Here is a 26,339-nt window from a genome sequence, read left to right on the forward strand (position 1 = left end):
CATTCCGAACCCGGAAGCTAAGCCTGCCAGCGCCGATGGTACTGCACTCGACAGGGTGTGGGAGAGTAGGACACCGCCGGAACATCCTTTCACGATAGGGGACCCAGAATCTGGGTCCCCTATCGTCGTTTGAGCACCTGGTGGAGCTCCGGCGAACCGCCGTGACCGCGCCCCACCGCAGGTGCGTGATTCAATTTGTGGCGAATACCGACTTTTCGCGGAACAAAGAAAGGGAGCACCGTGCCGGAACAAAACGACGATCGGAAGCCCTTCCGGCGCGGCGCTCCCGATCCCGGGTCCGGCCGGCGAGGCGACAACCAGGGCGCGGACCGCCGCGGTGGGGGATTCAGCCGTCGCGGTGACTCGGGGGAACGCGGCGGCTACAACCGCCGCGGCGAATCGGGCGGTTACGGCGCGCGGGAAGGCTCGTCCGACCGGGGGAATTTCCAGCGCCGCGACAATTCCGGTGGTTTCGATCGTCGCGGAGACAGCGGCGGCGCCGACAAGCGCGGTGGATTCGGACGCCGGGACTCCGGCGACCGGACCAGCGACACCGGTGGCTTCCGCCGGGGAGGCGACGCACCCAAGCGCGGTGGTTTCCAGCGTCGGGACGAGTCGGCAGGCCGTGGTGGGCCGGGCGAGCGCGGCGGCTTCAGACGGTACGACGATTCCGGCGACCGTGGTGGCTTCAACCGCCGCGGCGATTCCGAAGAGCGGCGCGATGAGTCACGCGGTGGTTTCCGTTCGGGCGGTGATTCCGGCGCTCGCGGTGGTTTCCGCTCGGGCGGTGACTCCGGCACACGCGGTGGTTTCCGCTCAGGCGGTGACTCGGGTTCTCGCAGCGGATTCCGCTCGGGCGGTGACTCCGGCACTCGTGGCGGTTCCCGCTCCGGCGATGCCTCCGGCGCTCGTGGCGGGTTCCGTCGTGGTGACTCCCCCCGTGGTGAGTCCCCCCGGGGCGGGTTCGACCGCCGCCGTGACGATTCCGGTGACCGGGGTGAAGCACGCCGCGGTGAGGCGGGCGAGCGCGGTGGATTCAAGCGTCGTGGCGACTTCGATGATCGCGGTGACGCCGGGCGGCGCGGTGAGTCCGGCTTCCAGCGCCGCGATGACGATCGCCGTCGCCAGGGATCGGAGCGTGAGGGTCGGCGCGACGCGGACCGTGAGAGTTCGGCACCGCGTGGCGAGACGCCGCAGGATCGGCGCAGGGGCGGCGAAGGAGCCCGTGTGGGCGCCGGCCGTTCCCTCGACCGCCGCCCGCCGCGGCCGGAGGAACCCGATCTGCCGGACGAGGTGCAGGCGGCCGATCTCGACTCCGCCGTGCGGCGCGATCTGCTCAGCTTGGACAAAGGCAACGCGGAGACGGTCGCCAGGCACCTGGTGATGGCGGTGCGCCTGCTCGACGACGATCCCGGGCTCGCTCTCGCGCATGCCAGAGCCGCACGGCAGCGTGCCGGGCGGATCGCGGTCGTGCGTGAGACTGCCGGAGTCGTCGCCTACCACGCCGGTGAATGGGCGGAGGCCTTGTCGGAGCTGCGGACCGCGCGCCGGATGTCCGGTGGTTCCGGATTGCTGGCCGTCATGGCCGACTGCGAGCGCGGCCTCGGCCGTCCCGAACGCGCGATCGAGCTCGGCCGCAGTGACGAGGCGCGCGCCTTGCGCGGCGATGAAGCCGCCGAACTGCGCATCGTCGTGGCGGGCGCGCGCATGGACCTCGGTCAGTACGACCAAGCCGTCGTCACTCTGCAGACCTCGGATCTCGACCCGTCCCGCACCGGATCGGCCGCGGCTCGCCTCTTCTACGCCTACGCCGATGCCCTCGTGGCGGCGGGACGCACCGACGAAGGCCTCACCTGGTTCCTCAACGCCGCCTCCGCCGACCTGGACGGAGAGACGGACGCCGAGGAACGCGCCGCCGAACTCACCGGCGACAGCGACATCTGATTCTTCTGTGACCGGGCGCAGTCGCCGATGCCCTATGGCGTCGGCGGCCTAGACCGGAAAGTCTTCGGTGACGGGTAGTTCCGGGACCATACGTCGATGCCCTTGTGGCGGCGGGGCGCACTCACGAAGACCCCACCCTGGTTTCAAGGCCGCTTCTGCCGACTTGGACGGGGAGACGGACGCCCGGGAGCGTGCCGCCGAACTCACCGGGGACAGCGGCATCTGATACGTCCGTCGACGCGGCCGCGGTCCACCTGCCGCCGCGACGGCGGTTATAGAAGTCAGGTGACGCACGTGGTGTTCGCGGCGGTTGAAGGTGACGGCCGACCCGCGAGGCGGTGCAACAGCGAATATCGGGCTGACGATGTGGCCCTTGTTCAGGTGCTTCTGTCCGGAACACGACAACGGGACGTGGGTTCGTCGGCTTGCCATACCTTGATGACATCCTGGATGGCGAGCGTGTGGAGAGTGGCTGACGCCATGTCTTTTCGGTCCGCTCGCTGGCGTAGTGTCGATGTCCCGGACTCGGCGGGTCCGGTGGTGATGAGTCGGCACGGCGCCGATCGGTGACACGGAGTGAGAGTGGTGTGACGCGACTACGAGATCGCTACCGAGCCCTGCTGCTGGATCTGGACGGAACGCTGTATCGCGGTCACGAGGTGATCGAGGGGGCGCCGGAAGCGCTGGTCGCGGACGGGCAGGCGGGCCAGCGGCTGGTGTATGTCACCAACAACGCCAGCCGCGGGCCGCAGGTGGTGTCCGCCCATCTGTCCGAGCTCGGCTTTCCCGCGTCCGGCGACGACGTGGTGACCAGTGCGCAGGCGGCGGCGCGGCTGCTGGCCGAGCGGCTCGACCCGGGCGCGCCGGTGCTGGTGGTCGGCACCGACGACCTGGCCGCCGAGGTGGAAGGTGTCGGGCTGCGGCCGATCCGGCGCTTCGACGGTGCCGCGCCCGCCGCTGTGGTGCAAGGACATTCGCCGCACACCGCTTGGCCGGACCTCGCCGAAGCCGCCTACGCTCTGCGTGCGGACGCGCTGTGGGTCGCGGCGAACACCGACCGGACACTGCCGAACGAACGCGGCCTCGCGCCGGGCAACGGTGCGATGGTCGCCGCGCTGCGCGCCGCCTCCGATCGGGAGCCGATCGTGGCGGGCAAACCCTATGCCCCGCTGCTGGAGGACGCGCTCGTGCGGGCCGGTTCCCGCGCCGCGTTGGTGGTGGGCGACCGTCTCGACACCGATATCGAGGGCGCCAACCGCGTCGGTCTCGACTCGTTGCTCGTGCTCACCGGTGTCAGCACGCTGGACGAATTGCGCAAGGCCCCGGACGGGCAACTCCCGACGTTCGTCGCCGACTCCCTCGACGCTCTCAATCACGCCGCCGTAGCCGCCGAGCCGGAAGCCGATCTCGGCGAATCGCTGCAGCGCCATCCGGGACGAGCTGTGACGGTGCGCGCGTCCGATTCGGAAATCCGATAGCGTTGACGCCACGATGACTACTGCTACGCCTCGTCCGAACGGCCCCGGTACGGCCGCCGGTGCGCCGGGCCCCCGTCCTGGGGTCCCACTGCCCGGCCGGCACCTGCCGGGTGCGCAAGGACACCAGGAGCCTGCCGACCCGGATCGCGTCCGCGGTGAGGTCGACAGCCTGCTCGCCGAACTCGACTTTCCCGGCCGAACCGGGGTGGCGACCGACAGCGCCGAGGCCGGAGTCGACATCACCCGTCGCGCTCGCATCCTGGAGCAGGCACATGACGTGCTGGTACAGGCCTTGGCCACGGTGGACAAGATCTGAGGTGGCCAGACGCGCGCGGGTGGACGCGGAACTGGTTCGCCGCGGGTTGGCGAGATCGCGGGAACACGCGGTCGAGCTGATCGGCGCGGGCCGCGTCCTGATAGCTGGAACGGTAGCGGTGAAGCCGGCGACCGCGGTCGAGGCGGGCACGCCGCTGGTGGTCCGGGAGGAGCCGGACGAGGTGTCGTGGGCCTCGCGCGGTGCGCACAAACTGCTCGGAGCGCTGGAGCGGTTCGAGCCGGAAGGGCTGTCCGTAGCGGGTCAGCGCTGCCTGGACGCGGGGGCATCGACCGGAGGTTTCACCGACGTGCTGCTGGCACGCGAAGCGCGGGAGGTCGTCGCGGTCGACGTCGGCTACGGCCAGCTCGTCTGGCGTCTGCGCAACGACGAGCGGGTCCGGGTGTTCGACCGGACCAACGTGCGCAACCTGACGCCCGAGATCATCGGCGGCACGGTCGAGGTGGTGGTTGGTGATCTGTCGTTCATTTCGCTGAGCCTGGTGCTGCCCGCGCTGGCCGCGTGCGCCGCGCCGGGCGCCGACCTGCTGCCCATGGTGAAACCGCAGTTCGAGGTCGGTAAGGAGCGGGTCGGCTCGGGCGGTGTCGTGCGGGATCCGGCGTTGCGCGCCGAAGCGGTGCGCGCGGTGGCGGCGGCGGCCGCACAGCTGGGCCTGCGCACCGCCGGTGTCGTGGCGAGCCCGCTGCCGGGCCCGTCGGGCAACGTCGAATACTTCTTGTGGCTGCGCAATGATGGGCCGTTCGAGTACGACGGCGAGCAGGTCGCCGCGTTGGTGGAGCGGGCGGTCGAGGAGGGTCCACAGTGAACGCGCTGGCCCAGCCCTGCGGCCGGGAGATCCTGCTGGTGTCGCATCCGGGTCGCGCGGAGATCATCGAGACCGCGCACCGGGTGGCGAAGATCTTCGCGGAGGCGGGGATCTGCTTGCGCGTGCTCGCCGATGAAGCGGACAGCACGCGGTTCGAGGAGCAGCCGGGCGGTTTTCCGGTGCGCGTGGTCGAGCACAGCCCGCAGGCCGCCGTCGGCTGCGAGATGGTGCTGGTGCTCGGTGGCGACGGGACGTTCCTGCGTGCCGCCGAGCTGGCGCGCCCGGCCGGAGTGCCGGTGCTCGGCATCAACCTCGGTCGCATCGGATTCCTCACCGAGGCCGAGGCGGAGCACTTGGACGAGGCGCTCGCCCAGGTGGTGCGGCGCGACTACACGATCGAGCACCGGATGACCATCGACGTCACGGTGCGGGTCGAGGACGAGGTCGTCGAGAGCGGATGGGCGCTGAACGAGGCGAGCATCGAGAACGCTTCCCGCATGGGCGTTCTGGAAGTGGTGCTCGAGGTCGACGGCCGCCCGGTGTCCTCGTTCGGCTGCGACGGCATCCTCATCTCCACACCGACCGGGTCGACCGCCTACGCCTTCTCCGCGGGCGGGCCGGTGGTGTGGCCGGAACTCGAAGCGTTGCTGGTGATTCCGAGCAATGCCCATGCCCTGTTCGCGCGACCGCTGGTGACCAGCCCGGATTCGCGGATCGCGGTCGAGTCGGTGGCGACCGGACACGATGCGATAGTTTTCCTGGACGGCAGGCGCACGCTCGCACTGCCCAGCGGTGGACGGGTCGAGGCGGTTCGCGGCGCTCGACCGGTGCGCTGGGTGCGGCTGGACTCCGCACCGTTCGCCGACCGGATGGTGCGCAAGTTCCAGTTGCCCGTGACAGGCTGGCGTGGCCGACGGCGAACGGAGAGCACAAGTGCTGACAGAGATCAGGATTGACGGGCTTGGCGTCATTTCCACGGCGACCGCGCAGTTCCACGCGGGCCTGACCTGCCTGACCGGCGAGACCGGCGCGGGCAAGACCATGGTGGTGACCAGCCTGCATCTGCTCAGCGGTGCGCGCGCGGACGCGGGCCGGGTCCGTCTCGGCGCCTCCCGTGCCGTGGTCGAGGGCCGGTTCACCATCGACGATGTCAACGATGCCGCGCGCGCCGAGGTCGCGCAGGTGCTGGAGGCGGCCGCGGCCGAGCAGGACGACGACGGCAGCGTCATCGCGATCCGCACGGTCGGCAGCGACGGACGCTCGCGTGCGCATCTGGGCGGGCGCGGCGTGCCCGCCTCGGTGCTGGCCGATTTCACCGCACCCTTGCTGACCGTGCACGGTCAGAACGATCAGCTGCGTTTGCAGCGCCCCGACCAGCAGCTGTCGGCACTGGACCGGTTCGCCGGCGACACGGTGGGCGCGCTGCTGCGGAAATACCAGGTGCTGCGCCGATCGTGGCTCGACGCCCGTACCGAATTACTCGAACGGACCGCGCGCAGCCGGGAATTGGCGCTCGAGGCCGAACGGCTCGAGCACTCGTTGCGCGAAATCGACGCCATCGCGCCGGAACCCGGCGAGGACGTGCGCATCGTCGACGAGGTGCGCAGGCTCAGCGATCTGGACTCGCTGCGGGAAGCGGCGGCCACCGCGCACGACGCGCTGGCCGGGCCCGCCGACGCGCCGGAAGACGGTTCCGGCGCGCTGGAAGCGCTCGGCGCCGCGCGCGCCCGCATCGAAGCCGCCGACGATCCGGCGCTGGTCGCGCTCGCGCCGCGCCTGGCCGACGCCATCGCCGTTGTGGTCGACGTGACCACCGAGCTGAGCGGGTATCTGTCGGATCTGCCTTCGGATCCGGGTGCGCTGGATTCGCTGCTCACCCGCCAGGCCGAACTGAAGACGCTGACCCGCAAATACGCACCCGACATCGACGGCGTACTGGTCTGGGCGCAGGAGGCCCGCGCTCGGCTCGGCTCGCTGGACGTCTCGGAGGAGGCGCTGGCGAAGCTGGCCGCCGAGGTGGACACCGCCGCCGAGCGGGTGCGGGAGGCGGCGAAGAAGCTGAGCGCCGCGCGGGCCAAGGCGGCGGGCAAGCTGGCGGCCGCGGTGAGCGCCGAACTCGGTGGTCTGGCGATGGGCAAGGCGCGTCTGGAGGTGGAGGTGCGGCCGGTGCCCGCGGGCGCGCAGGACTCGGCGCCGCTCACCGTCGACGGCACGGAACTGCACGCCGGGCCCACGGGTATCGATGAGGTCGAGTTCCGGCTGGCGGCGCATTCGGGCGCGCAGTCGTTGCCGTTGAGCAGAAGCGCCTCCGGCGGTGAGCTGTCCCGAGTGATGCTGGCGCTGGAGGTGGTGCTCGCCGGGTCCGAGCACGGCGCGACCATGGTGTTCGACGAGGTCGACGCGGGCGTCGGCGGGCGAGCCGCGGTGGAGATCGGTCGCAGGCTGGCGCGGCTGGCGCGCACGCATCAGGTGATCGTGGTGACCCATCTGCCGCAGGTGGCGGCGTTCGCCGACACTCACCTGGTGGTCGACAAATCCGACGACGGCAAGGGCACTGTCAACAGCGGCGTCCGCGCGCTCACCAACGACGAGCGGGTGGTCGAGCTGGCGCGGATGCTGGCCGGTCTCGACGACACCGAGACCGGCCGGGCGCACGCGGAGGAACTGCTGGCGACGGCACGCGCGGAGAAAGCGGGCGCCGAGGTGGCCGCGCGCTGAGCGCGCCGGTCAGCGCACCGCCTTCTGCGCGCCCTTGATGAACACGCCGATCAGGTTCTTCAAACCGAACTCGAGCACCTTGGCGGGCACCGGAAGCGACGGGTCGGACTCCATCGTGTAGGAGACCCGGGTGCCGTTGTCGGCGTCGGCGAAGGTGACGATGCCGACGTGCCGCTTCACCGGCGCTCCCTTGACGATCTTGTACTCCATCCGCTCACCGGGCACCAGCTTGGTGATCTCTTCCGTCACACCGACCGGGCCGAGGCCGATCAGGTGCTGCGCGCCGACGCCCTCCCGCTCGGTCAGGCCGGGCTTGACCAGCTTGACCTGGGCGGGAATGTACGGGCTGATGCTCTCGCGGTCGGCGAAGAGCCGGTAGACGACCTCGCGCGGGGCGGCGATGACGGCGTCGACGGTGGTGCTGGCCATGAATTCTCCTCTTCCAGTTACGTGTGACCGGCAGCATATAGGTACACCGGTCGCGGCTCGGTGATCGTGTCGTTCGCATCACACTCGAAGGTGAGCCGTCCGGGTTGCCCGGCTACCGCGCGGGCACGCAGTGTCGTAGTCCGCCGGGTGTGAGGCGCACGATCGGACGATCTACTGAGGATACTCGTGGAAAAGCCCGTTTCGGGCACTGCTGGCCGTCGCAGGCCAGGGCTCTCATGGGCAGTTCGCTGTGACAAAGCTCAGAGCGATCAACGGCTTTCGTACTCGATGCTCAACTCTTGGCCAACTTGTGCCCGTAATGTCCGATTCATCATCTACTATTGAACTCAGTAGATGAACGGCGGGTGAATTCCGCCGGACAGCGGGAAGCGCCGAGGCGAAGGGGCCATCATGCGCAGTGTTCTTCCGATGACGATCGAGGCGGGCGGAGCGCGCTTTCGCGGCTCGGCGACGGGAGGGAGCGGGGGACGGTCGAAGAAGGGCGCGTTCGCGCTGTTCATCGCCGGTCTCGCCGCGGGAACGGTTGCCGCGGCGGGTGGTGCCGCGGCGGAGTCGCTGTCTCGTGGCGACCACTCGGGACGCTCGGGTTCGCACGGCGACTCGACGGGGTGGCACAAGATCGATCCGTTCGGATATCAGCACTCCGATCCGAATCCGCTGCGGCAGAACGAGCATCAGCATGCGCTGCGGGAATACCACCGGCAGAGCAAGCCGCGGCCGGATGAGAGTGGTGCGGGCAACGAGGCGGGGGAGTCGGCATGGACGCGCACCGAACGTCCGGACGGCAGTGGCTGGACCGTGTGCCGTCCGCAGGCGAAGTGGTGCTGAGGATCCGATTCGATCGAACCGTACGGCGAGTGCTCGAGCCGCTTCACCTGGCGGATCGGTTCTCGTACATGTAGCTGGCAATTCGCCGTCGGCTTGGGGGTGGGTGCGGACCTGGCATTGCTGGAACTCGAAGCGGGATTCGCGACTTGATTGCTGGTGGCGAAGCATGTGCTCGTTGCGTCGAGCTGGCCCTCGGTCGAAGCGGTCGGAATCGCCGCACGAGGACGCAAGAGCTGGAGCTGGAGCGTGGATCGAGGGCGGTGATCGTAGCTGAGGTGAGATTGCCGCCTTATAGCGAGAGGTCGGATCGAGCCAGGAGATAACGGCGCGCCTCCACCAATGGTTGAGAGTTAGCGGTCATCATCGCTTCATGAGGATGCCGGCGCTGTTGTCGCGAAACACCGAAACGCTTCCTGGTCTGATCGGGACGGCCCGGGTGGATCGCAACACCCGGCGGCTGCTCGGACGGATCGGGCCGGGGGACATCGTCGTCCTCGACGAGATGGACCTCGACCGGATGACCGCCGACCGGCTGGTCGAGGCGCGCGTCGGCGCGGTGATCAACACCTCGCCGTCCATCTCCGGCCGCTACCCGAACCTGGGGCCCGAGGCGCTGGTGTCCCACGGCATCCTGCTGCTGGACACGGTGAGTTCGGATGCGTTCAAGAAGATCAAGGACGGCGTCAAGGTCCGTGTCGACGGCGGCGTGGTCTACGCCGACCGGCTGATCAAGAAGGACCCCGAGGTGCTCGTCGAAGGCATCGAACTAACCGAGGCCGCCATCGCGGAGCGGATGATCGAAGCGCGCAACGGCCTCGCCGATCACCTCGAGGCCTTCGCGGGCAACACCATCGAGTTCATCCGGACCGAGAGCGCGCTGCTCATCGACGGGTTCGGCGTCCCGGAACTGGATCTGGTGATGAGGCAACGGCATGTGGTGGTCGTCGCCGACGGCCCGGAGCACGCCGAGGACCTGCAGCGGCTCAAGCCGTTCATCAAGGAGTACGCCCCCATCCTGATCGGCGTCGGCCGAGGCGCGGACACCCTGCGCAGGCGTGGGTACCGGCCCGACGTCATCGTGGGCGACCCGGAGGAGATCACCACCGCGACGATGAAGTGCGGCGCCGAGGTGATCCTGCCCGCCGACACCGACGGCCACGCCAAGGGGCTCGAACGCATCCAGGACCTCGGCATCGGCGCGACGACCTTCCCTTCTTCCGGCTCGCCCGCCGATCTGGCGCTGCTGCTGGCCGACCATCACGGCGCCGCGCTGATCGTCACCGCCGGAGCGCCCGCCTCGCTCGACGACTTCTTCGACCGGGGACGCCGCGACAGCAACCCGGCCACCTTCCTGACCCGGCTCAAGGTGGGCACGAAGCTGATGGACGCCAAGGCGGTGGCCACCCTGTACCGCACCCGCGTGTCCGGGGTCGCCGTCGCGCTGGTGGTGCTCGCCGCGCTGGTGGCGGTGATCGTCGTGCTGCTGGCCTCCAACAGCGGCGGTGACGCCCTGGACTGGGGTGTGGACACCTGGAACCGCCTCGCGCGGTGGGCGCAGGGGCAAGTCGCCGCTCGTCAACTCTGAAGGAGAACGATGATTTCGATGCGCCAGCACGCCATCTCGATCGTCGCGATCTTTCTCGCGCTCGCGATCGGTGTGGTGCTCGGATCCCAGACACTCGCGGCCGATCTGCTGTCGGGATTGCGCGCGGACAAGGCCGATCTGCGCCAACAGGTGGACGCTCTGACCGAGCGGAACCGGCTGCTCGACGACCAGACCGCGGCCGCCGACCGTTTCATCGCCGGTTCGTCGGGCCGCATTCTCGGCGGTACGCTCGCCGACCGCGGTGTCGTCGTGTTCACGACCCCCGACGCCGACCCGGGAGACGTCGACGCGGTGAGCGCAGCGCTCGCGGCGGCGGGCGCGACAGTCACCGGCCGGATCGCGCTCACCGAGGCGTTCGCCGACGGCAGCGAGGGCGATCGGATGCGCACGGCCCTGACGAACGTCATCCCGGCCGGTGCGCAGCTGCGGACCGGCGCGGTGGATCAGGGCAGTATGGCCGGCGATCTGCTCGGCCTGGTGCTGCTGCTCGATCCGGCCAGCGGGCAAACTCGGAGCACCCCGGAGGAACTCGGGCTGGTCCTGGAGACCATGCGCGGCGGCGGTTTCCTCGCCTACGGTGACACGCCGGTGCGGCCCGCGCAGCTCGCGGTCGTGATCACCGGCGACGGCGCCGCCGCGGCCGAGGACGGCGCAGGCCCGAACATCGCGCGCTTCGCGGGCGCCCTGCGCGGCCGCGGCGCGGGCGTGGTGCTCGCCGGTCGCGCTGGCGCCGCCGACGGGCAGGGGCCGATCGCCGTGGTCCGTGCCGACGCCGCGCTCGCGGCCCAGGTGAGCACCGTCGACAACGTCGAGCGCGAACTCGGCCGGGTCACGACCGCGCTGGCGCTGGGCGAACAGCTCAACGGGGGCGCCGGGCGCTACGGCACCGGCGCGAAAGCGGCCTCGCTCACCCTGGCCGTCGTGCCGGGCTGACCGGTCGCCGACAGCATCGCGGCCGCCGGTCGACCAAGGGGTTGTCAGCTCCGGGCCTCGATCGAACGCTGTCACGGCACCGACTCCCGCCGGACACCGGCGGCCCGGGAGAGACCCGCCCCACACTCCGGACGCGCGGGCTCTCATCGACCTCCCGCGATCGGCGGGCAAACGCGCGTGGCAGTCGAACGGACGGGCGGATCCGTGTTACCGTGAAGACCCGTGGGTCAAACACGGATTCAGGCGCGAACAGACACGAAGCACATCTTCGTCAGCGGTGGTGTCGCCTCCTCATTGGGTAAAGGTCTTACCGCCTCCAGCCTCGGTCAGCTGCTGACGGCGCGTGGGCTGCGCGTCACGATGCAGAAACTCGACCCGTACTTGAACGTCGATCCCGGCACGATGAACCCCTTCCAGCACGGCGAGGTGTTCGTGACGGAGGACGGCGCGGAGACCGACCTCGACGTCGGCCACTACGAGCGTTTTCTCGACCGGGACCTGTCCCGCGACGCGAACGTGACCACCGGACAGATCTATTCGTCGGTCATCGCCAAGGAGCGCCGCGGCGAGTATCTCGGCGACACGGTGCAGGTGATCCCGCACATCACCGACGAGATCAAGCACCGGATCCTCGCGATGCGCGGCCCCGATCTGCAGGGCCAGACCCCGGACGTGGTGATCACCGAGATCGGCGGCACCGTCGGCGACATCGAGTCGCAGCCGTTCCTGGAGGCCGCCCGCCAGATCCGCCACGACGTCGGCCGCGACAACGTCTTCTTCCTGCACGTCTCGCTGGTGCCCTACCTGGCGCCCTCCGGTGAGTTGAAGACCAAGCCGACCCAGCACTCGGTGGCGGCGCTGCGCAATATCGGCATCCAGCCCGACGCGCTGATCCTGCGCTGCGACCGCGAGGTCCCGCAGTCGCTGAAGAGCAAGATCGCGCTGATGTGCGACGTCGAGGTCGACGCCTGCATCTCCACCCCCGACGCGCGGTCGATCTACGACATCCCGCGCGTGCTGCACCGGGAGGGCCTGGACGCCTACGTGGTGCGCAGGCTGGGCCTGCCGTTCCGCGACGTGGACTGGACGGTGTGGGGCGACCTGCTCGACCGGGTGCACTCGCCGCGCGAGACCGTCGAGGTCGCGCTGGTCGGCAAGTACGTCGATCTGCCCGACGCCTACCTCTCGGTCACCGAAGCGCTGCGCGCGGGCGGGTTCGCCTCGCGGGCCAAGGTGAACATCCGGTGGGTGCCCTCCGACGAGTGCGAGACGCCCGCGGGCGCGCAGCACGCGCTGCGCGACGTGGACGCGGTGCTGATCCCCGGCGGCTTCGGCATCCGCGGCATCGAGGGCAAGGTCGGCGCGATCGGCTACGCGCGCACCCGCGGCATTCCGCTGCTCGGCCTGTGCCTCGGTTTGCAGTGCGTGGTGATCGAGGCGGCGCGCAGGGTGGGGCTGGTGGAGGCCAACTCGGCCGAATTCGAACCGGACACCCCGCACCCGGTCATCTCCACCATGGCCGACCAGGAGCAGGCCGTGGCCGGGGAGGCCGATCTCGGCGGCACCATGCGGCTCGGCGCCTACCCGGCGACCCTGGAGAAGGGCTCGGTCGTCGCCCAGGCCTACGGCAGCGAGCACGTCTCCGAGCGTCATCGCCACCGGTACGAGGTGAACAACGCCTACCGCGACAAGATCGCCGAGAGCGGCCTGAGGTTCAGCGGCACCTCGCCGGACGGCCACCTGGTCGAGTTCGTCGAGCTGCCCGCCGACGTGCACCCGTTCTTCGTCGCCACCCAGGCGCACCCGGAGTTGAAGAGCAGGCCGACCCGCCCGCATCCGCTGTTCGCGGCGCTCATCTCGGCGGCGCTGAAATACAAAGCGGCCGAACGGCTCCCGGTGGACATTCCCGGCGAAGAACTGGCGGGTGCGGCGGAACAGGCGTAGCGGCATGAGCAACGGGGGCGCTGCCGAGCCGGGCAGCCACGATTTCGAGATCGAATCCAGCAAGACGGTCTACACCGGTGCGATTCTCGCGTTGCGACTCGACCAGGTGCGCATGCCGGGCGGCAAGGTCGTGGAACGCGAGGTGATCGAGCACCACGGCGCGGTCGCCGTCGCCGCGATCGACGACGACGGCAATGTGGTGCTGATCAACCAGTACCGCCACCCGATCGGCAGACGGCTGCTCGAACTGCCCGCCGGGTTGCTCGACGTGCCCGGCGAGGACCCGCTGGTCGCGGCGCGCCGTGAGCTGGCCGAGGAGACCGGGCTGGCCGCCAGGGACTGGGCGGTGCTGGTGGACGTGGCGCTCTCGCCGGGGTTCACCGACGAAGCGCTGCGGGTCTACCTGGCCCGCGGGCTGTACGAAACCGAGCGCCCCGACCCGGAATTCGAGGAGGCGGACCTGGAAGTGGTCCGCATGCCGGTCGACGCGGCGGTCCGCGCGGCGCTGAGCGGGGAGATCGTCAACGCGACCGCGGTCGCCGGCGTGCTCGCCTTGGCGGCGGCGCGGGCGGCGGGCATCGAACCGCGGCCGCCGGACGCGCCGTGGGACGGGCAGCCGACGACCTTCCTCCGCCGCAAGGCGGCCGAGAAGTCCGAAGACTGACCGCAGGTGCTCGGTCGCGAGCTCGACACCTATCTCGACCACCTCGCCGTCGAGCGCGGCGTCGCGCCCAACACCCTGGGCGCCTACCGGCGTGACCTCGGCCGGTATCTGGACTTCCTGACCGGCCGCGGCATCGAGTCGCTCGACCGGGTCGACGAGTCCGACGTCGCGGAGTTCACCATGGCGCTGCGCTCGGGCGGTCCGGGACGCCCGCCGCTGGCGGCGAGTTCGGTGGCCCGCGCGCTGATCGCGGTGCGCGGGTGGCATCGCTTCGCCGCCGCGGAGGGACTCACCGACACCGATGTGGCGCACGCGGTGAAACCGCCGGCGTCGGGGCGCAGGTTGCCCAAGGCGCTGCCCTATGACCAGGTGCTGAAACTGCTGGAGGCGGCCGGAGGTGGTCAGGGCGACCCCGCCGCGGGCGTGGACGGCGGGCCGCGCGGCCTGCGCGACCGAGCGCTGCTGGAATTGCTGTACTCCACCGGCGCGCGGATCTCGGAAACGGTCGGGCTGGACGTCGACGATCTCGACATCGACCAGCGGGCGGTCGTCCTGCGCGGCAAGGGCGGCAAACAGCGTCTGGTACCGATCGGGCGGCCCGCGCTCGCCGCCGTGGACGCCTACCTGGTGCGCGGGCGGCCCGTGCTCGCCGCGCGCGGAAAAGGCAACGCCGGAGCCCTGTTCCTGAATGTCCGCGGCGCGCGGCTGTCCCGGCAGAGCGCCTGGCAGGTCCTGCACACCGCCGCCGAACGCGCGGGCATCGCGGCGGCGGTGTCGCCGCACACGCTGCGCCATTCCTTCGCCACCCATCTGCTCGACGGGGGCGCCGACGTCCGGGTGGTGCAGGAACTACTCGGCCACGCCTCGGTGACCACGACGCAGATCTACACCCTGGTCACGGTCAACACCCTGCGCGAGGTGTGGGCCACCGCGCATCCCCGCGCGCGGTAACCGTTGCCCCGCCGCGAGCTTCACGCATGGGTAAGGCGCGGAACAAAGTGGACTGCAGTCCGGTTGTGCTGGTCTGCCGGGTGCGCGGCGTGCCGCCGACGGTCCGGTTCCCGACCACAACGCGAGGTGAAGTGCATGGCAAAGTCTTTCATCGTCCACGAGGCCGATGTCGAAACGATTCCGCTGCCCGGCGGCGGTTCCTTCCGGCTACTGGAGGACAGCGAGAACTCCGAAGGGCTCTTCGGCGCCAACCGGCTGACCCTGGCCGCGGGTGCGGACGGCACCCGGCCACACCACCACACGAAGTCGACCGAAATCTTCTATGTGCTCGGCGGCACAATGGATTTCCTCGTGGACGGCACCCGCAGCGCCGTCCGCGCAGGTGGCCTGGTGGTGGTCGCGCCGGGCACGGTGCACGCCTTCGGAGCCGCCGCCGACGGCCCCGCCGAGTTTCTGGCTGTGCTCACACCCGGTATCGTCCGCTTCGAATACTTCCGGCAACTCGGCCGGATCGCGCGCGGGGAGGCGGACTGGGACAGTATGAACGAGTTGCACGACCGGTTCGACGTTCATTTCGATGGCGGACCGCAATGGCGCTGACCAGCGCGGCACGAACACGCCGCGCCGAGGCGCGGCACTCGAGTGCCGTCAAGCGGTAGCGTCTATCGAGAGCTGGACCGCACGAAAGCGAGGTCGGCCCATGATCGGCCTCGCTACGCTCGGCGAGGCAACGGGCAGGAACGTATAAGGAGCAGCGGATCGTGACGACAGCCGGCGCGGCAGAGCCGCCGATGGGTGCTGGGGCGGAGCCGCTTACGGGCTCGCGACCGGGTCCGTACTCGGACGCCGCGGCGGAAACGCTGTGGGGCCACGGAGTGGAGCCGGTCCCGGAGGACGCGACGCTCGGCCCGACCGGACGGCCGTTGCGGCTGGTGCCGGACCCGCCGCCGGTCGGCCAGCACGGGGACGCGCTCATCGTGGCCATGTGCAACCAGAAGGGCGGCGTCGGCAAGACCACCTCCACCATCAATCTCGGTGCGGCACTGGCCGAATACGGCCGCCGCGTCCTGCTCGTCGATCTGGACCCGCAGGGCGCGCTGTCGGCCGGGCTCGGTGTCGCCCACCACGATCTCGACTCGACCGTGCACGACCTGCTCATCGGTTCCAAGGTGTCGATCGACGACGTGCTGATGCAGACCCGGGTACCGAACATGGATCTGCTGCCCAGCAACATCGACCTCTCCGCCGCCGAGATCCAGCTGGTCAACGAGGTGGGCCGGGAACAGTCGCTCGGCCGCGCGCTGGAGCCGATCCGCAACCGCTACGACTACATCCTCATCGACTGCCAGCCGTCGCTCGGCCTGCTCACGGTCAACGCCTTGGCCTGCTCGGACGGCGTGATCATCCCGATGGAATGCGAGTACTTCTCGCTGCGCGGGCTGGCGCTGCTCAACGACACCGTGGAGAAGGTGCGGGACCGGCTGAACCCGCGGCTGAGCCTGTACGGAATAGTGGTCACCATGTTCGACTCGCGACTGCTGCATTCCCGCCAGGTGATGGCGCGCGTGGTCGAGGTGTTCGGTGATCTGGTCTACGACACCGCCATCGCGCGCACCGTCCGTTTCCCGGACGCCAGCGTCGCGGGCGAGCCGATCACCACGTGGGCGCCGAAATCCAGTGGCGCCGAGGCGTATCGGTCGATGGCTCGGGAAGTCATCCACCGATCCGGCCGGTGACCGGCCGCTCCGACCCCTCGTCTGCGTCCCACCACGACCCGTCCGGCCAGGGGTCTTCCGCGGCCGGACCGACTCCAACGCGGGACGATCAGGCACCCGAGGCCGGTGAGCGGCCCGAATCCAGGCAGGCCGCGCCCGCGCTCGGAAACGCGGCGGCGGCGTTCATCGCCGCGGGCCGCGACGCCGCCCCCCGTCGCCCGAGCCCGGCCATCGCCGGAGGTTCCACCGGACGAACCGCGCCGGAGACGGCGGCGGACGCCCCGCTCGCGTGGGACCGTAGGGACGAAACCGTCCCGAAACCACCCCCGCGGCCTGGCGGGACGATCGTCCCGGAGAGACCGGACGATCAGTCCGTCGACGCACCTGATGTCCCTGTCGTGGGTCACGATGCGCCGGAGGAGCCCGGCTCCTCGCCCGACCCGCTAAAAGCACCGGCCCTCTCGCAGGACGCGCCCGGCGCACCGGAGGCCGGAGCGGCAACGTCGCCCGAGCCGCAGGCGACCGGGTTCCGTCTGCGCCTGAGCAACTTCGAGGGACCGTTCGATCTGCTGCTCACCCTGATCAGCTCGCGCAAGCTGGACGTCACCGAGGTGGCGCTGCACAAGGTCACCGACGAGTTCATCGCCTACACCAAGGCGCTGACGGCGAACATGGCGCGGCAGAACACCTTGCGCGCGGACAAGATCTTGGACCAGACCACGGAATTCCTGGTCGTCGCCGCCACGTTGCTGGATCTGAAGGCGGCGCGGCTGCTGCCGTCCGGCGAGATGACCGACGCCGAGGACCTGGAGTTGCTCGAGGCCCGCGACCTGCTGTTCGCGCGGTTGCTGCAGTACCGCGCGTTCAAGCAGGTCGCCGAACTGCTCGGCGAGCTGGAGGCGGCCGCGCTGCGCCGCTATCCGCGCGCGGTCGGCCTGGAGGAGCGTTACGCCGGACTGCTGCCCGAGGTTAGGCTGGGTGTCGGGGCGGCCGAGTTCGCCGCGATCGCCGCGGCGGCCTTCCGGCCCCGTCCGGTGCCCAAGGTCGGGCTCGACCACTTGCACACGCACGCGATCTCGGTGGCCGAGCAGGCGGCGCTGGTGCTGGAGCGGCTCAAACAGCGTGGTGCGGGCGCGTGGACCTCCTTCGGCGAGCTGGTCGCCGATTGCGAGGTTCCGGTCCAGATCGTCGCCCGCTTCCTCGCGCTGCTCGAGCTGTATCGCGGCAAGACGATCGAGTTCGACCAGCCCGATCCGCTCGGTCCCTTGTCGGTGAGCTGGATCGGCGACGACGCCGCGCAACAGGTGGAGACCGTGACGATCGAGGAGGACTACGGGTGAGCGAGCACAGCGCGAGGGCGCGGAGGCGCGATCGTGAGTGAGGCAGTGGTGGAACTCACCCCCGAACCGCTCGCCGACGCCGATCTCCGTTCGGCGCTCGAGGCCATGCTGCTGGTCGTCGACTCGCCCGCACCGGTTGACCAGCTCGCGGCCGCTCTCGGCGAGAGCGCCGAGCGGGTCGAGCGGACCCTGCGCGAGATGTCGGCCGAACTGTCGGCGCGGTCCAGCGGGATAGATCTGCGTTTCGTCGGTGACGGCTGGCGCTTCTATACTCGCAGCGAGTACGCGCCGTATGTGGAGCGGATGCTGCTCGACGGCTCCCGATCGAAATTGACCCGGGCGGCCTTGGAGACGCTGGCGGTGGTGGCATACCGTCAGCCGGTGACCAGGACCAGGGTCAGCGCCGTGCGCGGCGTGAACGTCGACGGGGTGATGCGCACGCTGCTGGCCAGGGGCCTGATCGCCGAGGCAGGCGTCGACCCGGAGACCAACGGAACGCTGTACTGCACGACCGAGCTGTTCCTGGAACGGATCGGACTGGCTTCGCTGAGCGATCTGCCGCCGCTGGCGCCCCTGCTTCCGGGCGTCGACCTGATCGATGAGATCAACGAGAGCCTGGAGACGGACCCCCGCTACACCAGGTCGAGGAAACCCGCCGAGGCCGATTTGGACCTCGGCACCGAAGAGTGACAGGACAACATGAATACGCCCGCTCGCCGAGATGGCACACCGGATCGTAGGAAACGCGGCGCACAGCCCGAACGCGGCGGCGCGAGCCGCGGCTCGAGTTCACGCGACGCCCGTTCGGCCCAACGGGGGATCACCGCCCGTGGCGCCCAGCAAGGCGGCGCAGGCCGGACGGCACAGCGCGGATCCGCCGCCGCTCCCAGCCCGCAGCGGCACACCGCCGCGGCGAGCAAGAAGAAGCCCAAACCGCAGCGGCAGGTCGCACCGCCGCCGCTGCTGAGCAACGCCAAGCCCGCGCGCCACCAGAACGTGGAGCCCGCCCCGTCCGGCGGCCACACCAAGCTCCCGTGGGGCGAGGGCGAGCGGTTGCAGAAGGTGCTCGCCAAGGCGGGCGTGGCCTCGCGCAGGGCCGCCGAGGAGATGATCGCGCAGGGCCGCGTCGAGGTCGACGGCATGATCGTGCGCGAGCAAGGCCTGCGCATCGACCCGCAGCACGCGGTGGTGCGCGTCGACGGCACCCGCGTGGTGGTGCGCGAGGAACTGGTGCACGTCGCGCTGAACAAGCCCAAGGGCTGGCAGTCGACCATGTCCGACGATCTGGGACGCCCGTGCGTCGGCGACATCGTGGCCGAGCGGATCGCCGCGGGCCAGCGGCTGTTCCATGTCGGAAGGCTTGATGCCGACACCGAGGGCCTGCTGCTGCTCACCAACGACGGCGATCTGGCCCACCGGCTGATGCACCCGTCCTACGAGGTCTCCAAGACCTATCTGGCGACGGTGCAAGGCGAGGTCAACAATCGCGCGGTCGGCAAGCGGCTCAGAGAAGGCGTCGAGCTGGAGGACGGTCCCGCCAAGGTCGACCGTTTCCAGGTGCTGGAACTGGGGGAGGGACGTTCCTTGGTGAAGGTGGTGTTGCACGAAGGGCGCAAGCACATCGTGCGCCGCCTGCTGGACGCGGTGGGCCATCCGGTCGTCCGGCTGGTCCGCACCCATATCGGTCCGGTCGCGCTGGGCGACCAACGGCCCGGCACGCTGCGTGTGCTCGGCCGCGATGAAATCGGCAAACTCTACGAGGCGGTGTCGTTGTGAACGGTGTGGAGATCCCGGTGCAGGCGCCGGCGCGGATGGCCGGTACGAGCCCACTGGTGGTCGCCATGGACGGGCCTTCTGGTACCGGGAAGTCGAGCGTGTCACGGCGCCTGGCCACCCGGCTCGGCGCCCGCTACCTCGACACCGGCGCGATGTACCGGGTGGCGACGCTGCGCGTGCTGCGCGCAGGCATCGAACTGACCGACACCGCGGCCATCGCCGCCGCGGTCAAGGAGCTGCCGCTGTCCATCGGCACCGATCCCAGCCGCGAGGTGATCGAGCTGGACGGCGAGGACGTGCGATCGGAGATTCGCGGCGACGCCGTCACCAAGGCGGTCTCCGCGGTCTCCGCGGTGCCGGAGGTGCGTGAACTGCTGGTCGCCATGCAACGCGAGATCACGGCGGCGGCGGGCCGCATCGTGGTCGAGGGCCGCGACATCGGCACCGTCGTGCTGCCGGCCGCGGACGCCAAGATCTACCTGACCGCTTCCGCCGAGGCGCGGGCGCACCGGCGCAATCAGCAGAACATCGCCGAGGGCCGGGGCGACGACTACGCGGGCGTGCTCGCCGACGTGCAGCGCCGCGACACGCTCGACTCGACCCGCAAGGTGTCCCCGCTGCGTCCCGCCGAGGACGCGGTACCGGTCGACACCAGCGAACTGTCCATGGACGAGGTGATCGACGAGCTGTACGGCGTGGTCGCGCAGCAGGTCGCCGCATACGGAGCCGGAGGGGACCGATGAACGGGGACGTGCTGGCCGGCGACGGCGTCTGGAGCGACGAAGCCGACTGGGAACTGACCGATCTCGAGGGTGAGTTCGAGGACTCCGCGCATGTCGCGATGCCGACGCTGGCCGTGGTCGGACGCCCGAACGTGGGCAAGTCGACCCTGGTCAACCGCATCCTCGGCCGCAGGGAAGCGGTCGTGGAGGACATCCCGGGAGTAACCCGCGACCGCGTGTCCTACGAGGCGAACTGGGCCGGTCGCCGGTTCCTGGTGCAGGACACCGGCGGCTGGGAGCCCGACGCGAAGGGATTGCAGCAATCGGTGGCCCGCCAGGCCGAGCTGGCCATGCAGACCGCCGACGCGATCCTGCTCGTGGTCGACGCCGTGGTCGGCGCCACCGCCACCGACGAGGCGGCGGTGAAGAAGCTGCGCCGCTCCTCGGTGCCGGTGATCCTGGTCGCCAACAAGGTCGACGACCAGCGGGTGGAAGCGGAAGCGGCGGCGCTGTGGTCGCTGGGACTCGGCGAGCCACGCATGGTCAGCGCCGCGCACGGCCGCGGCACCGGTGACCTGCTCGACGACGTGCTCGCGGTGCTCCCGGAGACCCCGCGCGAGGGGACCGGGGGTGCCGGTCCGCGTCGGGTGGCGCTGGTCGGCAAGCCGAACGTCGGCAAGTCCAGCCTGCTCAACAAGCTGGCCAACGACGAGCGTTCCGTGGTGCACGATGTCGCGGGCACCACGGTCGACCCGGTCGACTCCCTCGTCGAACTGGGCGGCAAGGTGTGGAAGTTCATCGACACCGCCGGGCTGCGCCGCAAGGTGGCCAATGCCAGCGGCACCGAGTTCTACGCCTCGCTGCGCACCAAGTCCGCGCTGGAGGCATCGGAGGTGGCGATCATGCTGATCGACGCCTCCCAGCCGATCACCGAACAGGACCTGCGGGTGATCAGCATGGTCGCCGATTCCGGGCGGGCGCTGGTGCTGGCGTTCAACAAGTGGGACCTGGTCGACGAGGACCGCCGCCTGCAACTGGAACGCGAGGTCGACCGCGAACTGGTTCGGGTGCCGTGGGCGCAGCGGGTGAACATCTCCGCCCACACCGGCCGCGCGGTGCAGAAGCTGGTGCCCGCGATGGAGACCGCGCTGGAATCGTGGGACAAGCGCATCCCGACGGGCAGGCTCAACACGTGGCTGAAGGACGTGATCGCCGCGACGCCGCCGCCGATGCGCGGCGGCAGGCTGCCCCGCGTGCTGTTCGCCACCCAGGCGACCACGCGGCCGCCCACGTTCGTGCTGTTCACCACCGGCTTCCTCGAGGCGGGCTACCGGCGTTTCCTGGAGCGCAGGTTGCGCGAGGAATTCGGTTTCGACGGCTCGCCGGTCCGTATCTCGGTGCGGGTGCGCGAGAAGCGGGATCGCTCGAAGAAGTAGGCGACGACGGCGAGGCCTCTGGCATGTCCCGGCCTCGCCGCCCGCAGTCTGGCTACCTATTGGCGAGTCGCTTTTCTCCGCTGATGATTCGGGCAAAATGCCTAATGGGAGCCGATATTCTCTCGTATACGTGACGATATGGCCAGTACGCTTCGCGATGGCGGCAAACACCTGGCATCATCCGGGCATGGTCATTCCCAGCGTCCTGCCGGAACCACCGGCCGTCCTGACTCCGTTCGAGACGGGATGGCCCGTGCGCCTCGCCGACACCGATCGCGAGCAGCGCCTGCGCTTGGACGGTGTCGCGCGCTACCTGCAGGATGTCGGCTACGACCACCTCGACGTCCTGGAGGACGGCGATATCCATCGCCTGTGGGTGATCCGCAGGACGGTGATCGACGCGCTCAAGCCGCTCGGCTTCGGCGAGCGGGCGACGTTGCGGCGGTGGCCTTCGGCGACGTCCACCCGGTGGTGCGCGATGCGGGTCCAGATCGGCGGCAGCGCGGGCGGGCTGGTGGAGACCGAGAGTTTCCTGATCCATTTCGGCACCGAATCCGGCGTGCCGACTCGGATGAGCGACCGGTTCCTCGCGCCCATGCTGGCCTGCACGACCGAGCACCGGCTGCGCTGGAAGGCCGAACTCACCGATCCCATGCCCGCGGCGGACGAGCCCGGCGTGCAGATCCGGCCCTTCCCTCTCCGGGTCACCGACATCGACCTGCTCGACCATATGAACAACGCGGTCTACCTCACCGCGCTGGAAGAAGTGCTCGCTGATCACGCCGAACTGAAATCGGGCCCGCACCGCGTGGTGGTCGAGTACGGGAAACCGGTGCGGTCCGGCGAGGACGTCGAACTGGTCGCCCGCCGCACCGACTCGAGCTTGGACGTGTGGTTCGCCGTCGGCACGGACTGCCGGGCGGTCGCCCGGGTCACCTCGCGCTAACCGGCCAACTGTTCGACGGTGGCGCGCGCTCCTCGGGTGCGCAGGCTCTCCAGAGCCGCCAGATACGCGGCCACGAACCGGGGATGATCGCCCAGGTCGCCGAACAGCGAGCGCTCGCCCAGGAAAGCGGTCGGCTGCTGCCGTTGCCGCCGGGCCAGGGGAACCAGCCGATCGCGGAGCTGGTCGACGACCTCGATCGGCTGACCCTGCTCGTCCACGCCCTCGGCATAGCGGGCCCAGCTCGCGACGACCGCCGCCGCACAGTCGATCGGGCCGCCGGCGGCCAGCTGTGCCCGCACCACCGGCAGCAGCCACTTCGGGATCCGGTCGGAGGATTCCGCGCACAACCGGGCGATGGTGTCGCCGATCGCGGGGTTCGCGAACCGGTCGAGCAGCGTCCGCTTGTAGTCGCCCAGGTCTACGCCGGGTACCGCGCGCAGCGTCGGCGTCGCCTCGGCGTCCATGTAGCGCGTCAGGAACCGCCGGAAGGCCGGATCCTGGGCGGCTTCGTGCACCAGCCGGTATCCGCTGAGGTACCCGAAGTAGCACAGCGCCTGGTGGCTCGCGTTCAGCAACCGCAGTTTCATCAGTTCGTACGGGGTGACGTCGGCGACGACCTGCACGCCGACCTCCTCGAGGGCCGGGAGGCCGAGAGCGAAGGAATCCTCCAGCACCCACTGGGCGAACGGCTCGGTCACCACCGGCCAGCGGTCGGTGAGCCCGTAGCGCCGCTCGATCTCGCCGGTCGCCCCCGGCGGGGTCACCGGGGTGATCCGGTCCACCATCGAATTGGGGAAGCGCACCTGCTCGGCCACGAAGGCTCCGAGCCCGGGATCGCGCAGCCCGGCGAACGCGCCGAACATCCGGCGCGCGACGTTCCCGTTACCCTCGATGTTGTCGCAGGACAGCACGGTGAACGGCGCGACACCGCGGGATCGGCGGCGGGCCAGCGCTTCGGTGACGAGGCCGAAGACGGTACACGGCGGCGCGTTCCCGGCCAGGTCGGCGCGGATTCCGGGGTCGTCCGGGTCGAATTCCCCGGTAGCGGCGTCGATGTGGTAGCCGCCTTCGGTGATGGTCAGCGAGACGATGCGGGTGGCCGGATCGGTGAGCTTCGTCACCACGGCCTCGGGATCGTCCGGCGCGTAGCGGTATTCGACCAGCGAGCCGATCGTGCGCGTGGTCCACGTGCCGTCCGGCGCGACCGTCGACAGCGTGTACAAGCCGTCCTGCGCCCGCAGCACGTCGCGCATGCGCCGATCGCCGGGGAGCACGCCGACTCCGCAGATGCCCCACTCGTCGCCGAGGCCGCGTTCGAGCAAGCGGTCGACGTACATCGCCTGGTGAGCCCGATGAAATCCGCCGACACCGAAATGCACTATGCCCGTGCTGATCCGAGATCGGTCGTAGCCCGGTGTCGAGACACGATCGGCGAAGCCGGTCATCGTCGCCGCCCGCAAGGGCGTGGCCGTGGGTTCCGGCATCCCGCACCTCCCGTGTCGTGTGGATCACACCATAGTGCAGCGGCGGCCCGTAAACCCTCGTCACGCGGCCCGCATGGGCGGTTGATCGGGCCGGGGCGATTACCCCGTTTCGCCCGGTGGGGTCGGCCACCGGGAGGTTTATCGCCGTGGAGCTGGGTAGACCGTCCGTGACCCGATCGACGGCAGAAAGGCTGAATGCGATGTCTCAACCCATCACCAGCACGCTGGACCCGGAGCAGCAGCGCATCGCGGGCGAAACGCTCCAGGCAACCGTGGTCGACCTGATCGACCTGTCGCTGATCGCGAAGCAGGCGCACTGGAACGTGGTCGGCTCCAACTTCCGCTCGGTGCACTTGGCGCTGGACGAATTGGTGACCGTGGCACGGGAGTTCACCGACTCCGCCGCGGAACGCGCCACCGCCGTCGGCGTGAGCCCGGACGGGCGCGCGGCGAGCGTGGCCAAGAGTTCCGGCGCGATCGGCATCGGCGAGGGTTGGCAACAGGACACCGACGTCATCGACGCGATAGTCGGCAACCTCGCCGCCGTCATCAAGCGGCTGCGTGAGCGCATCGCGGCGACCGAGAAGGCCGATCCGGTGACCCAGGATCTGTTCCTGGCGATCGCGGCGCGGCTGGAACAGTTGCACTGGATGTGGCAAGCGCAGCTCGCCACGGCCTGATGCGGGTGATCACGTGCGCGTTCGGCGCGCCTGCCACCGAGACCGCGGTCGCGGTGCGGATCCCCGCCGAAGCGCGACAGCTCGCCCTGATCCGCGCGATGACCGACACCGTGTGCCTGGTGGCCGAACTGCCCCTCGACGCGGCGTCGGACATCCGCTTGGCGATCAACGAGGCGGCCACGATGCTGCTGGCGGACGCCATGCCCGGCTCGATGCTCGGCTGCGCGTTCACCTACGGCGCGGGCCGGATGAGCGTGCGCGTCGACGCCGTGGCCGCGTTCGATGACGACGTGCACGGCGATCCGCTGAGCTGGGAATTGGTTCGCATGCTCACCCGTTCCCTCTCGATTTCTCGTGACCCTTTTGATTCCGAACTCGGCGGGTACCCGACCGTTATCGAATTCAGTTGGGAACGAGGACCATTTGATGACACGTGAGTTCACGACCGACGGAAATGACGCGGCAGGCCGCGCCCGTGGCGGCGACAGCTACGACAACATCGAGCCGTGGTTCGAGAAGCTGGCCGCGATGGACGAGGGTGATCCGCATCGCGCGGCGCTGCGCGAGGAGGTGACCCGGCGGTGTCTTCCGCTGGCCGAGCACATCGCCAGGAAGTTCTCCGGCCGCGGTGAGTCCTATGAGGATCTGCTGCAGATCGCCCGGGTCGGGCTGGTGCTCGCGGTGGACCGTTTCGACGTCTCGCGCGGCAGTTCCTTCCTGGGATTCGCGGTCCCCACCATCATGGGCGAGGTACGCAGGCACTTCCGCGACCACACGTGGTCGCTGCGAGTGCCGCGCCGCCTCAAGGAGATTCAGCTGCGCATCGGCCCGGCCACGGAGACGTTGTCGCACCGCCTCGGGCGGATGCCGACGGCGAGGGAGATCGCCGAGGAACTGGACGTCGACCTCGGTGAGGTCACCCAAGCGCTCATCGCGGGCAACGCCTACCAGGCCAACTCGCTGGACGCGGCCGGGCGGGAGGACGCCGACGGCGCGCCGCAGTCGCTGGCCGACACGCTGGGCGCCGAGGAACCCTGCTACGACCTGCTGGAGCAGGCGATGGCCGTGCGTCCGCTGATCGCGGAGTTGCCGCCGCGCGATCGGCAGGTGCTGATCATGCGTTTCTACGAGTCGCGGACCCAGAGTCAGATCGCCGAAGAACTGGGCGTTTCGCAGATGCAGGTCTCGCGCATCCTCGCCAGGATTCTCAAGGACCTGCGCGAACGAGCGCTCGGCCCGGAAGAACAACTCGTGTCGAGCGCGGCGTGATCCATCACGTGCTCGGACGGACGACCGAGCCGGTCATCGGCGTCGCGGACACCTCACCGGTCCAGCCGCAGGGTAAGGCGCAGCTGGCGATGACTTTGGTCTCCAGGTCGCCGTTGTCGTAGCGCACCGTGGTGGTCTCCGCGTAAGCGGGATATCCGCACGCTCGGCATTTGCCGAAGAAGTCGAGGATCTCCTCGGCGCGGGAGTGCGCGATTCGTCGTGCGGGCTTGTCGTCCATAACCTCTCCAGCCAGCGTGCGGTCCTGCCGAGCAGGCGTCTGCGACGTTAGGATCGGCGCCCGGCGCCCGGCGGGAGT

The 26,339-nt window shown here is 69.8% G+C and carries 25 protein-coding genes, 1 rRNA gene and 1 pseudogene; 24 read left to right on the plus strand and 3 right to left on the minus strand.

The genetic code is table 11. The annotated features are described in order from the left end of the window. From rrf to recN, 7 genes and pseudogenes are all read left to right on the plus strand, one after another. Window positions 1-82: ribosomal RNA gene (gene rrf, locus ACWDMM_RS22545) — 5S ribosomal RNA — on the plus strand; the annotation flags it as partial. 899 nt (window positions 83-981) lie between these two features. Continuing rightward, a pseudogene (locus ACWDMM_RS22550) lies at window positions 982-1,944 on the plus strand (hypothetical protein); the annotation flags it as partial. A gap of 587 nt (window positions 1,945-2,531) precedes the next feature. Then, window positions 2,532-3,422, plus strand: coding sequence for an HAD-IIA family hydrolase (locus ACWDMM_RS22555; RefSeq protein ID WP_195081447.1), 891 nt, complete (start codon window positions 2,532-2,534; stop codon window positions 3,420-3,422). A 13-nt stretch (window positions 3,423-3,435) separates the two neighbouring features. Next, a complete protein-coding gene (locus ACWDMM_RS22560; RefSeq protein WP_195081448.1) occupies window positions 3,436-3,738 on the plus strand; it encodes a hypothetical protein in 303 nt (100 codons plus the stop codon). A 1-nt stretch (window position 3,739) separates the two neighbouring features. Beyond that, window positions 3,740-4,561 carry a TlyA family RNA methyltransferase gene (locus ACWDMM_RS22565; RefSeq protein WP_195081449.1) on the plus strand — a complete coding sequence of 274 codons (822 nt, stop codon included), beginning with the start codon at window positions 3,740-3,742 and terminating at the stop codon, window positions 4,559-4,561. Next, window positions 4,558-5,517: an NAD kinase gene (locus ACWDMM_RS22570; protein WP_195081450.1), complete on the plus strand. Its 960-nt coding sequence runs from the start codon at window positions 4,558-4,560 to the stop codon at window positions 5,515-5,517. The genes ACWDMM_RS22565 and ACWDMM_RS22570 overlap by 4 nt, the downstream gene beginning before the upstream one ends. Next, window positions 5,495-7,279: a DNA repair protein RecN gene (gene recN / locus ACWDMM_RS22575; RefSeq protein WP_357113123.1), complete on the plus strand. Its 1,785-nt coding sequence runs from the start codon at window positions 5,495-5,497 to the stop codon at window positions 7,277-7,279. The genes ACWDMM_RS22570 and recN overlap by 23 nt, the downstream gene beginning before the upstream one ends. Window positions 7,280-7,288: 9 nt before the next feature. Here the strand turns inward: recN and ACWDMM_RS22580 are convergent, their stop codons facing one another. Next, window positions 7,289-7,708, minus strand: a complete 420-nt coding sequence (locus tag ACWDMM_RS22580; protein WP_195081452.1) for an SRPBCC family protein — start codon at window positions 7,706-7,708, stop codon at window positions 7,289-7,291. A gap of 411 nt (window positions 7,709-8,119) precedes the next feature. Between ACWDMM_RS22580 and ACWDMM_RS22585 the strand changes: the two genes are divergently transcribed. From ACWDMM_RS22585 to ACWDMM_RS22650, 14 genes are all read left to right on the plus strand, one after another. Beyond that, window positions 8,120-8,557, plus strand: coding sequence for a hypothetical protein (locus tag ACWDMM_RS22585; protein WP_195081453.1), 438 nt, complete (start codon window positions 8,120-8,122; stop codon window positions 8,555-8,557). A 370-nt stretch (window positions 8,558-8,927) separates the two neighbouring features. After that, entirely contained in the window at window positions 8,928-10,142 is a 1,215-nt protein-coding gene (gene steA, locus ACWDMM_RS22590; RefSeq protein WP_195081454.1) for a putative cytokinetic ring protein SteA, read from the plus strand. Window positions 10,143-10,151: 9 nt separating this feature from the next. Further along, window positions 10,152-11,096: a copper transporter gene (locus tag ACWDMM_RS22595; RefSeq protein ID WP_195081455.1), complete on the plus strand. Its 945-nt coding sequence runs from the start codon at window positions 10,152-10,154 to the stop codon at window positions 11,094-11,096. Between the two features lie 222 nt (window positions 11,097-11,318). Further along, window positions 11,319-13,040 (plus strand): CTP synthase, encoded by a 1,722-nt coding sequence (locus ACWDMM_RS22600; protein ID WP_195081456.1) that lies wholly within the window; start codon window positions 11,319-11,321, stop codon window positions 13,038-13,040. A 4-nt stretch (window positions 13,041-13,044) separates the two neighbouring features. Next, window positions 13,045-13,704 carry an NUDIX domain-containing protein gene (locus ACWDMM_RS22605; RefSeq protein WP_449939351.1) on the plus strand — a complete coding sequence of 220 codons (660 nt, stop codon included), beginning with the start codon at window positions 13,045-13,047 and terminating at the stop codon, window positions 13,702-13,704. A gap of 6 nt (window positions 13,705-13,710) precedes the next feature. Further along, complete coding sequence (xerD, locus tag ACWDMM_RS22610; protein ID WP_357106024.1) at window positions 13,711-14,655, plus strand: site-specific tyrosine recombinase XerD; 945 nt, start codon at window positions 13,711-13,713, stop codon at window positions 14,653-14,655. A gap of 135 nt (window positions 14,656-14,790) precedes the next feature. Beyond that, a complete protein-coding gene (locus ACWDMM_RS22615) occupies window positions 14,791-15,255 on the plus strand; it encodes a cupin domain-containing protein (RefSeq protein WP_449939354.1) in 465 nt (154 codons plus the stop codon). A 191-nt stretch (window positions 15,256-15,446) separates the two neighbouring features. Then, the gene (locus ACWDMM_RS22620; RefSeq protein ID WP_195081774.1) at window positions 15,447-16,391 is read left to right on the plus strand and encodes a ParA family protein; all 945 of its coding nucleotides are present in this window, start codon (window positions 15,447-15,449) and stop codon (window positions 16,389-16,391) included. 377 nt (window positions 16,392-16,768) lie between these two features. Next, the gene (locus ACWDMM_RS22625; protein WP_397071057.1) at window positions 16,769-17,710 is read left to right on the plus strand and encodes a segregation/condensation protein A; all 942 of its coding nucleotides are present in this window, start codon (window positions 16,769-16,771) and stop codon (window positions 17,708-17,710) included. Window positions 17,711-17,743: 33 nt separating this feature from the next. Further along, on the plus strand, window positions 17,744-18,400 hold the full coding sequence (gene scpB / locus ACWDMM_RS22630) for an SMC-Scp complex subunit ScpB (protein WP_195081460.1): 657 nt from the start codon (window positions 17,744-17,746) through the stop codon (window positions 18,398-18,400). Between the two features lie 9 nt (window positions 18,401-18,409). Beyond that, complete coding sequence (locus tag ACWDMM_RS22635; protein WP_195081461.1) at window positions 18,410-19,486, plus strand: pseudouridine synthase; 1,077 nt, start codon at window positions 18,410-18,412, stop codon at window positions 19,484-19,486. 35 nt (window positions 19,487-19,521) lie between these two features. Next, the gene (cmk, locus tag ACWDMM_RS22640) at window positions 19,522-20,229 is read left to right on the plus strand and encodes a (d)CMP kinase (RefSeq protein WP_195081776.1); all 708 of its coding nucleotides are present in this window, start codon (window positions 19,522-19,524) and stop codon (window positions 20,227-20,229) included. Further along, window positions 20,226-21,644: a ribosome biogenesis GTPase Der gene (gene der, locus ACWDMM_RS22645; protein WP_195081462.1), complete on the plus strand. Its 1,419-nt coding sequence runs from the start codon at window positions 20,226-20,228 to the stop codon at window positions 21,642-21,644. Before cmk ends, der begins: the two co-directional genes overlap by 4 nt. A gap of 187 nt (window positions 21,645-21,831) precedes the next feature. Beyond that, complete coding sequence (locus ACWDMM_RS22650; RefSeq protein ID WP_195081463.1) at window positions 21,832-22,590, plus strand: acyl-[acyl-carrier-protein] thioesterase; 759 nt, start codon at window positions 21,832-21,834, stop codon at window positions 22,588-22,590. On the opposite strand, the gene ACWDMM_RS22655 is transcribed toward ACWDMM_RS22650, so the two are convergent. Then, window positions 22,587-24,074 (minus strand): mannitol dehydrogenase family protein, encoded by a 1,488-nt coding sequence (locus tag ACWDMM_RS22655; protein WP_397071053.1) that lies wholly within the window; start codon window positions 24,072-24,074, stop codon window positions 22,587-22,589. The two genes, ACWDMM_RS22650 and ACWDMM_RS22655, sit on opposite strands and share 4 nt — an antisense overlap. 200 nt (window positions 24,075-24,274) lie before the next feature. Between ACWDMM_RS22655 and ACWDMM_RS22660 the strand changes: the two genes are divergently transcribed. Genes ACWDMM_RS22660 through ACWDMM_RS22670 form a run of 3 tightly spaced genes read left to right on the plus strand, consistent with a single transcriptional unit; the run spans window position 24,275 to window position 26,023 of the window. Then, complete coding sequence (locus tag ACWDMM_RS22660; RefSeq protein WP_195081464.1) at window positions 24,275-24,754, plus strand: Dps family protein; 480 nt, start codon at window positions 24,275-24,277, stop codon at window positions 24,752-24,754. Beyond that, the gene (locus ACWDMM_RS22665; RefSeq protein ID WP_449939359.1) at window positions 24,727-25,191 is read left to right on the plus strand and encodes an anti-sigma factor; all 465 of its coding nucleotides are present in this window, start codon (window positions 24,727-24,729) and stop codon (window positions 25,189-25,191) included. Before ACWDMM_RS22660 ends, ACWDMM_RS22665 begins: the two co-directional genes overlap by 28 nt. After that, window positions 25,181-26,023 (plus strand): RNA polymerase sigma factor SigF, encoded by an 843-nt coding sequence (locus ACWDMM_RS22670; protein ID WP_449939360.1) that lies wholly within the window; start codon window positions 25,181-25,183, stop codon window positions 26,021-26,023. Before ACWDMM_RS22665 ends, ACWDMM_RS22670 begins: the two co-directional genes overlap by 11 nt. 4 nt (window positions 26,024-26,027) lie before the next feature. Here ACWDMM_RS22670 and ACWDMM_RS22675 read toward each other — a convergent pair whose 3' ends face one another. Beyond that, the gene (locus tag ACWDMM_RS22675; protein ID WP_195081467.1) at window positions 26,028-26,261 is read right to left on the minus strand and encodes a hypothetical protein; all 234 of its coding nucleotides are present in this window, start codon (window positions 26,259-26,261) and stop codon (window positions 26,028-26,030) included. Window positions 26,262-26,339: the final 78 nt, after the last annotated feature.

The organism is Nocardia sp. NPDC003726 (assembly GCF_053586955.1).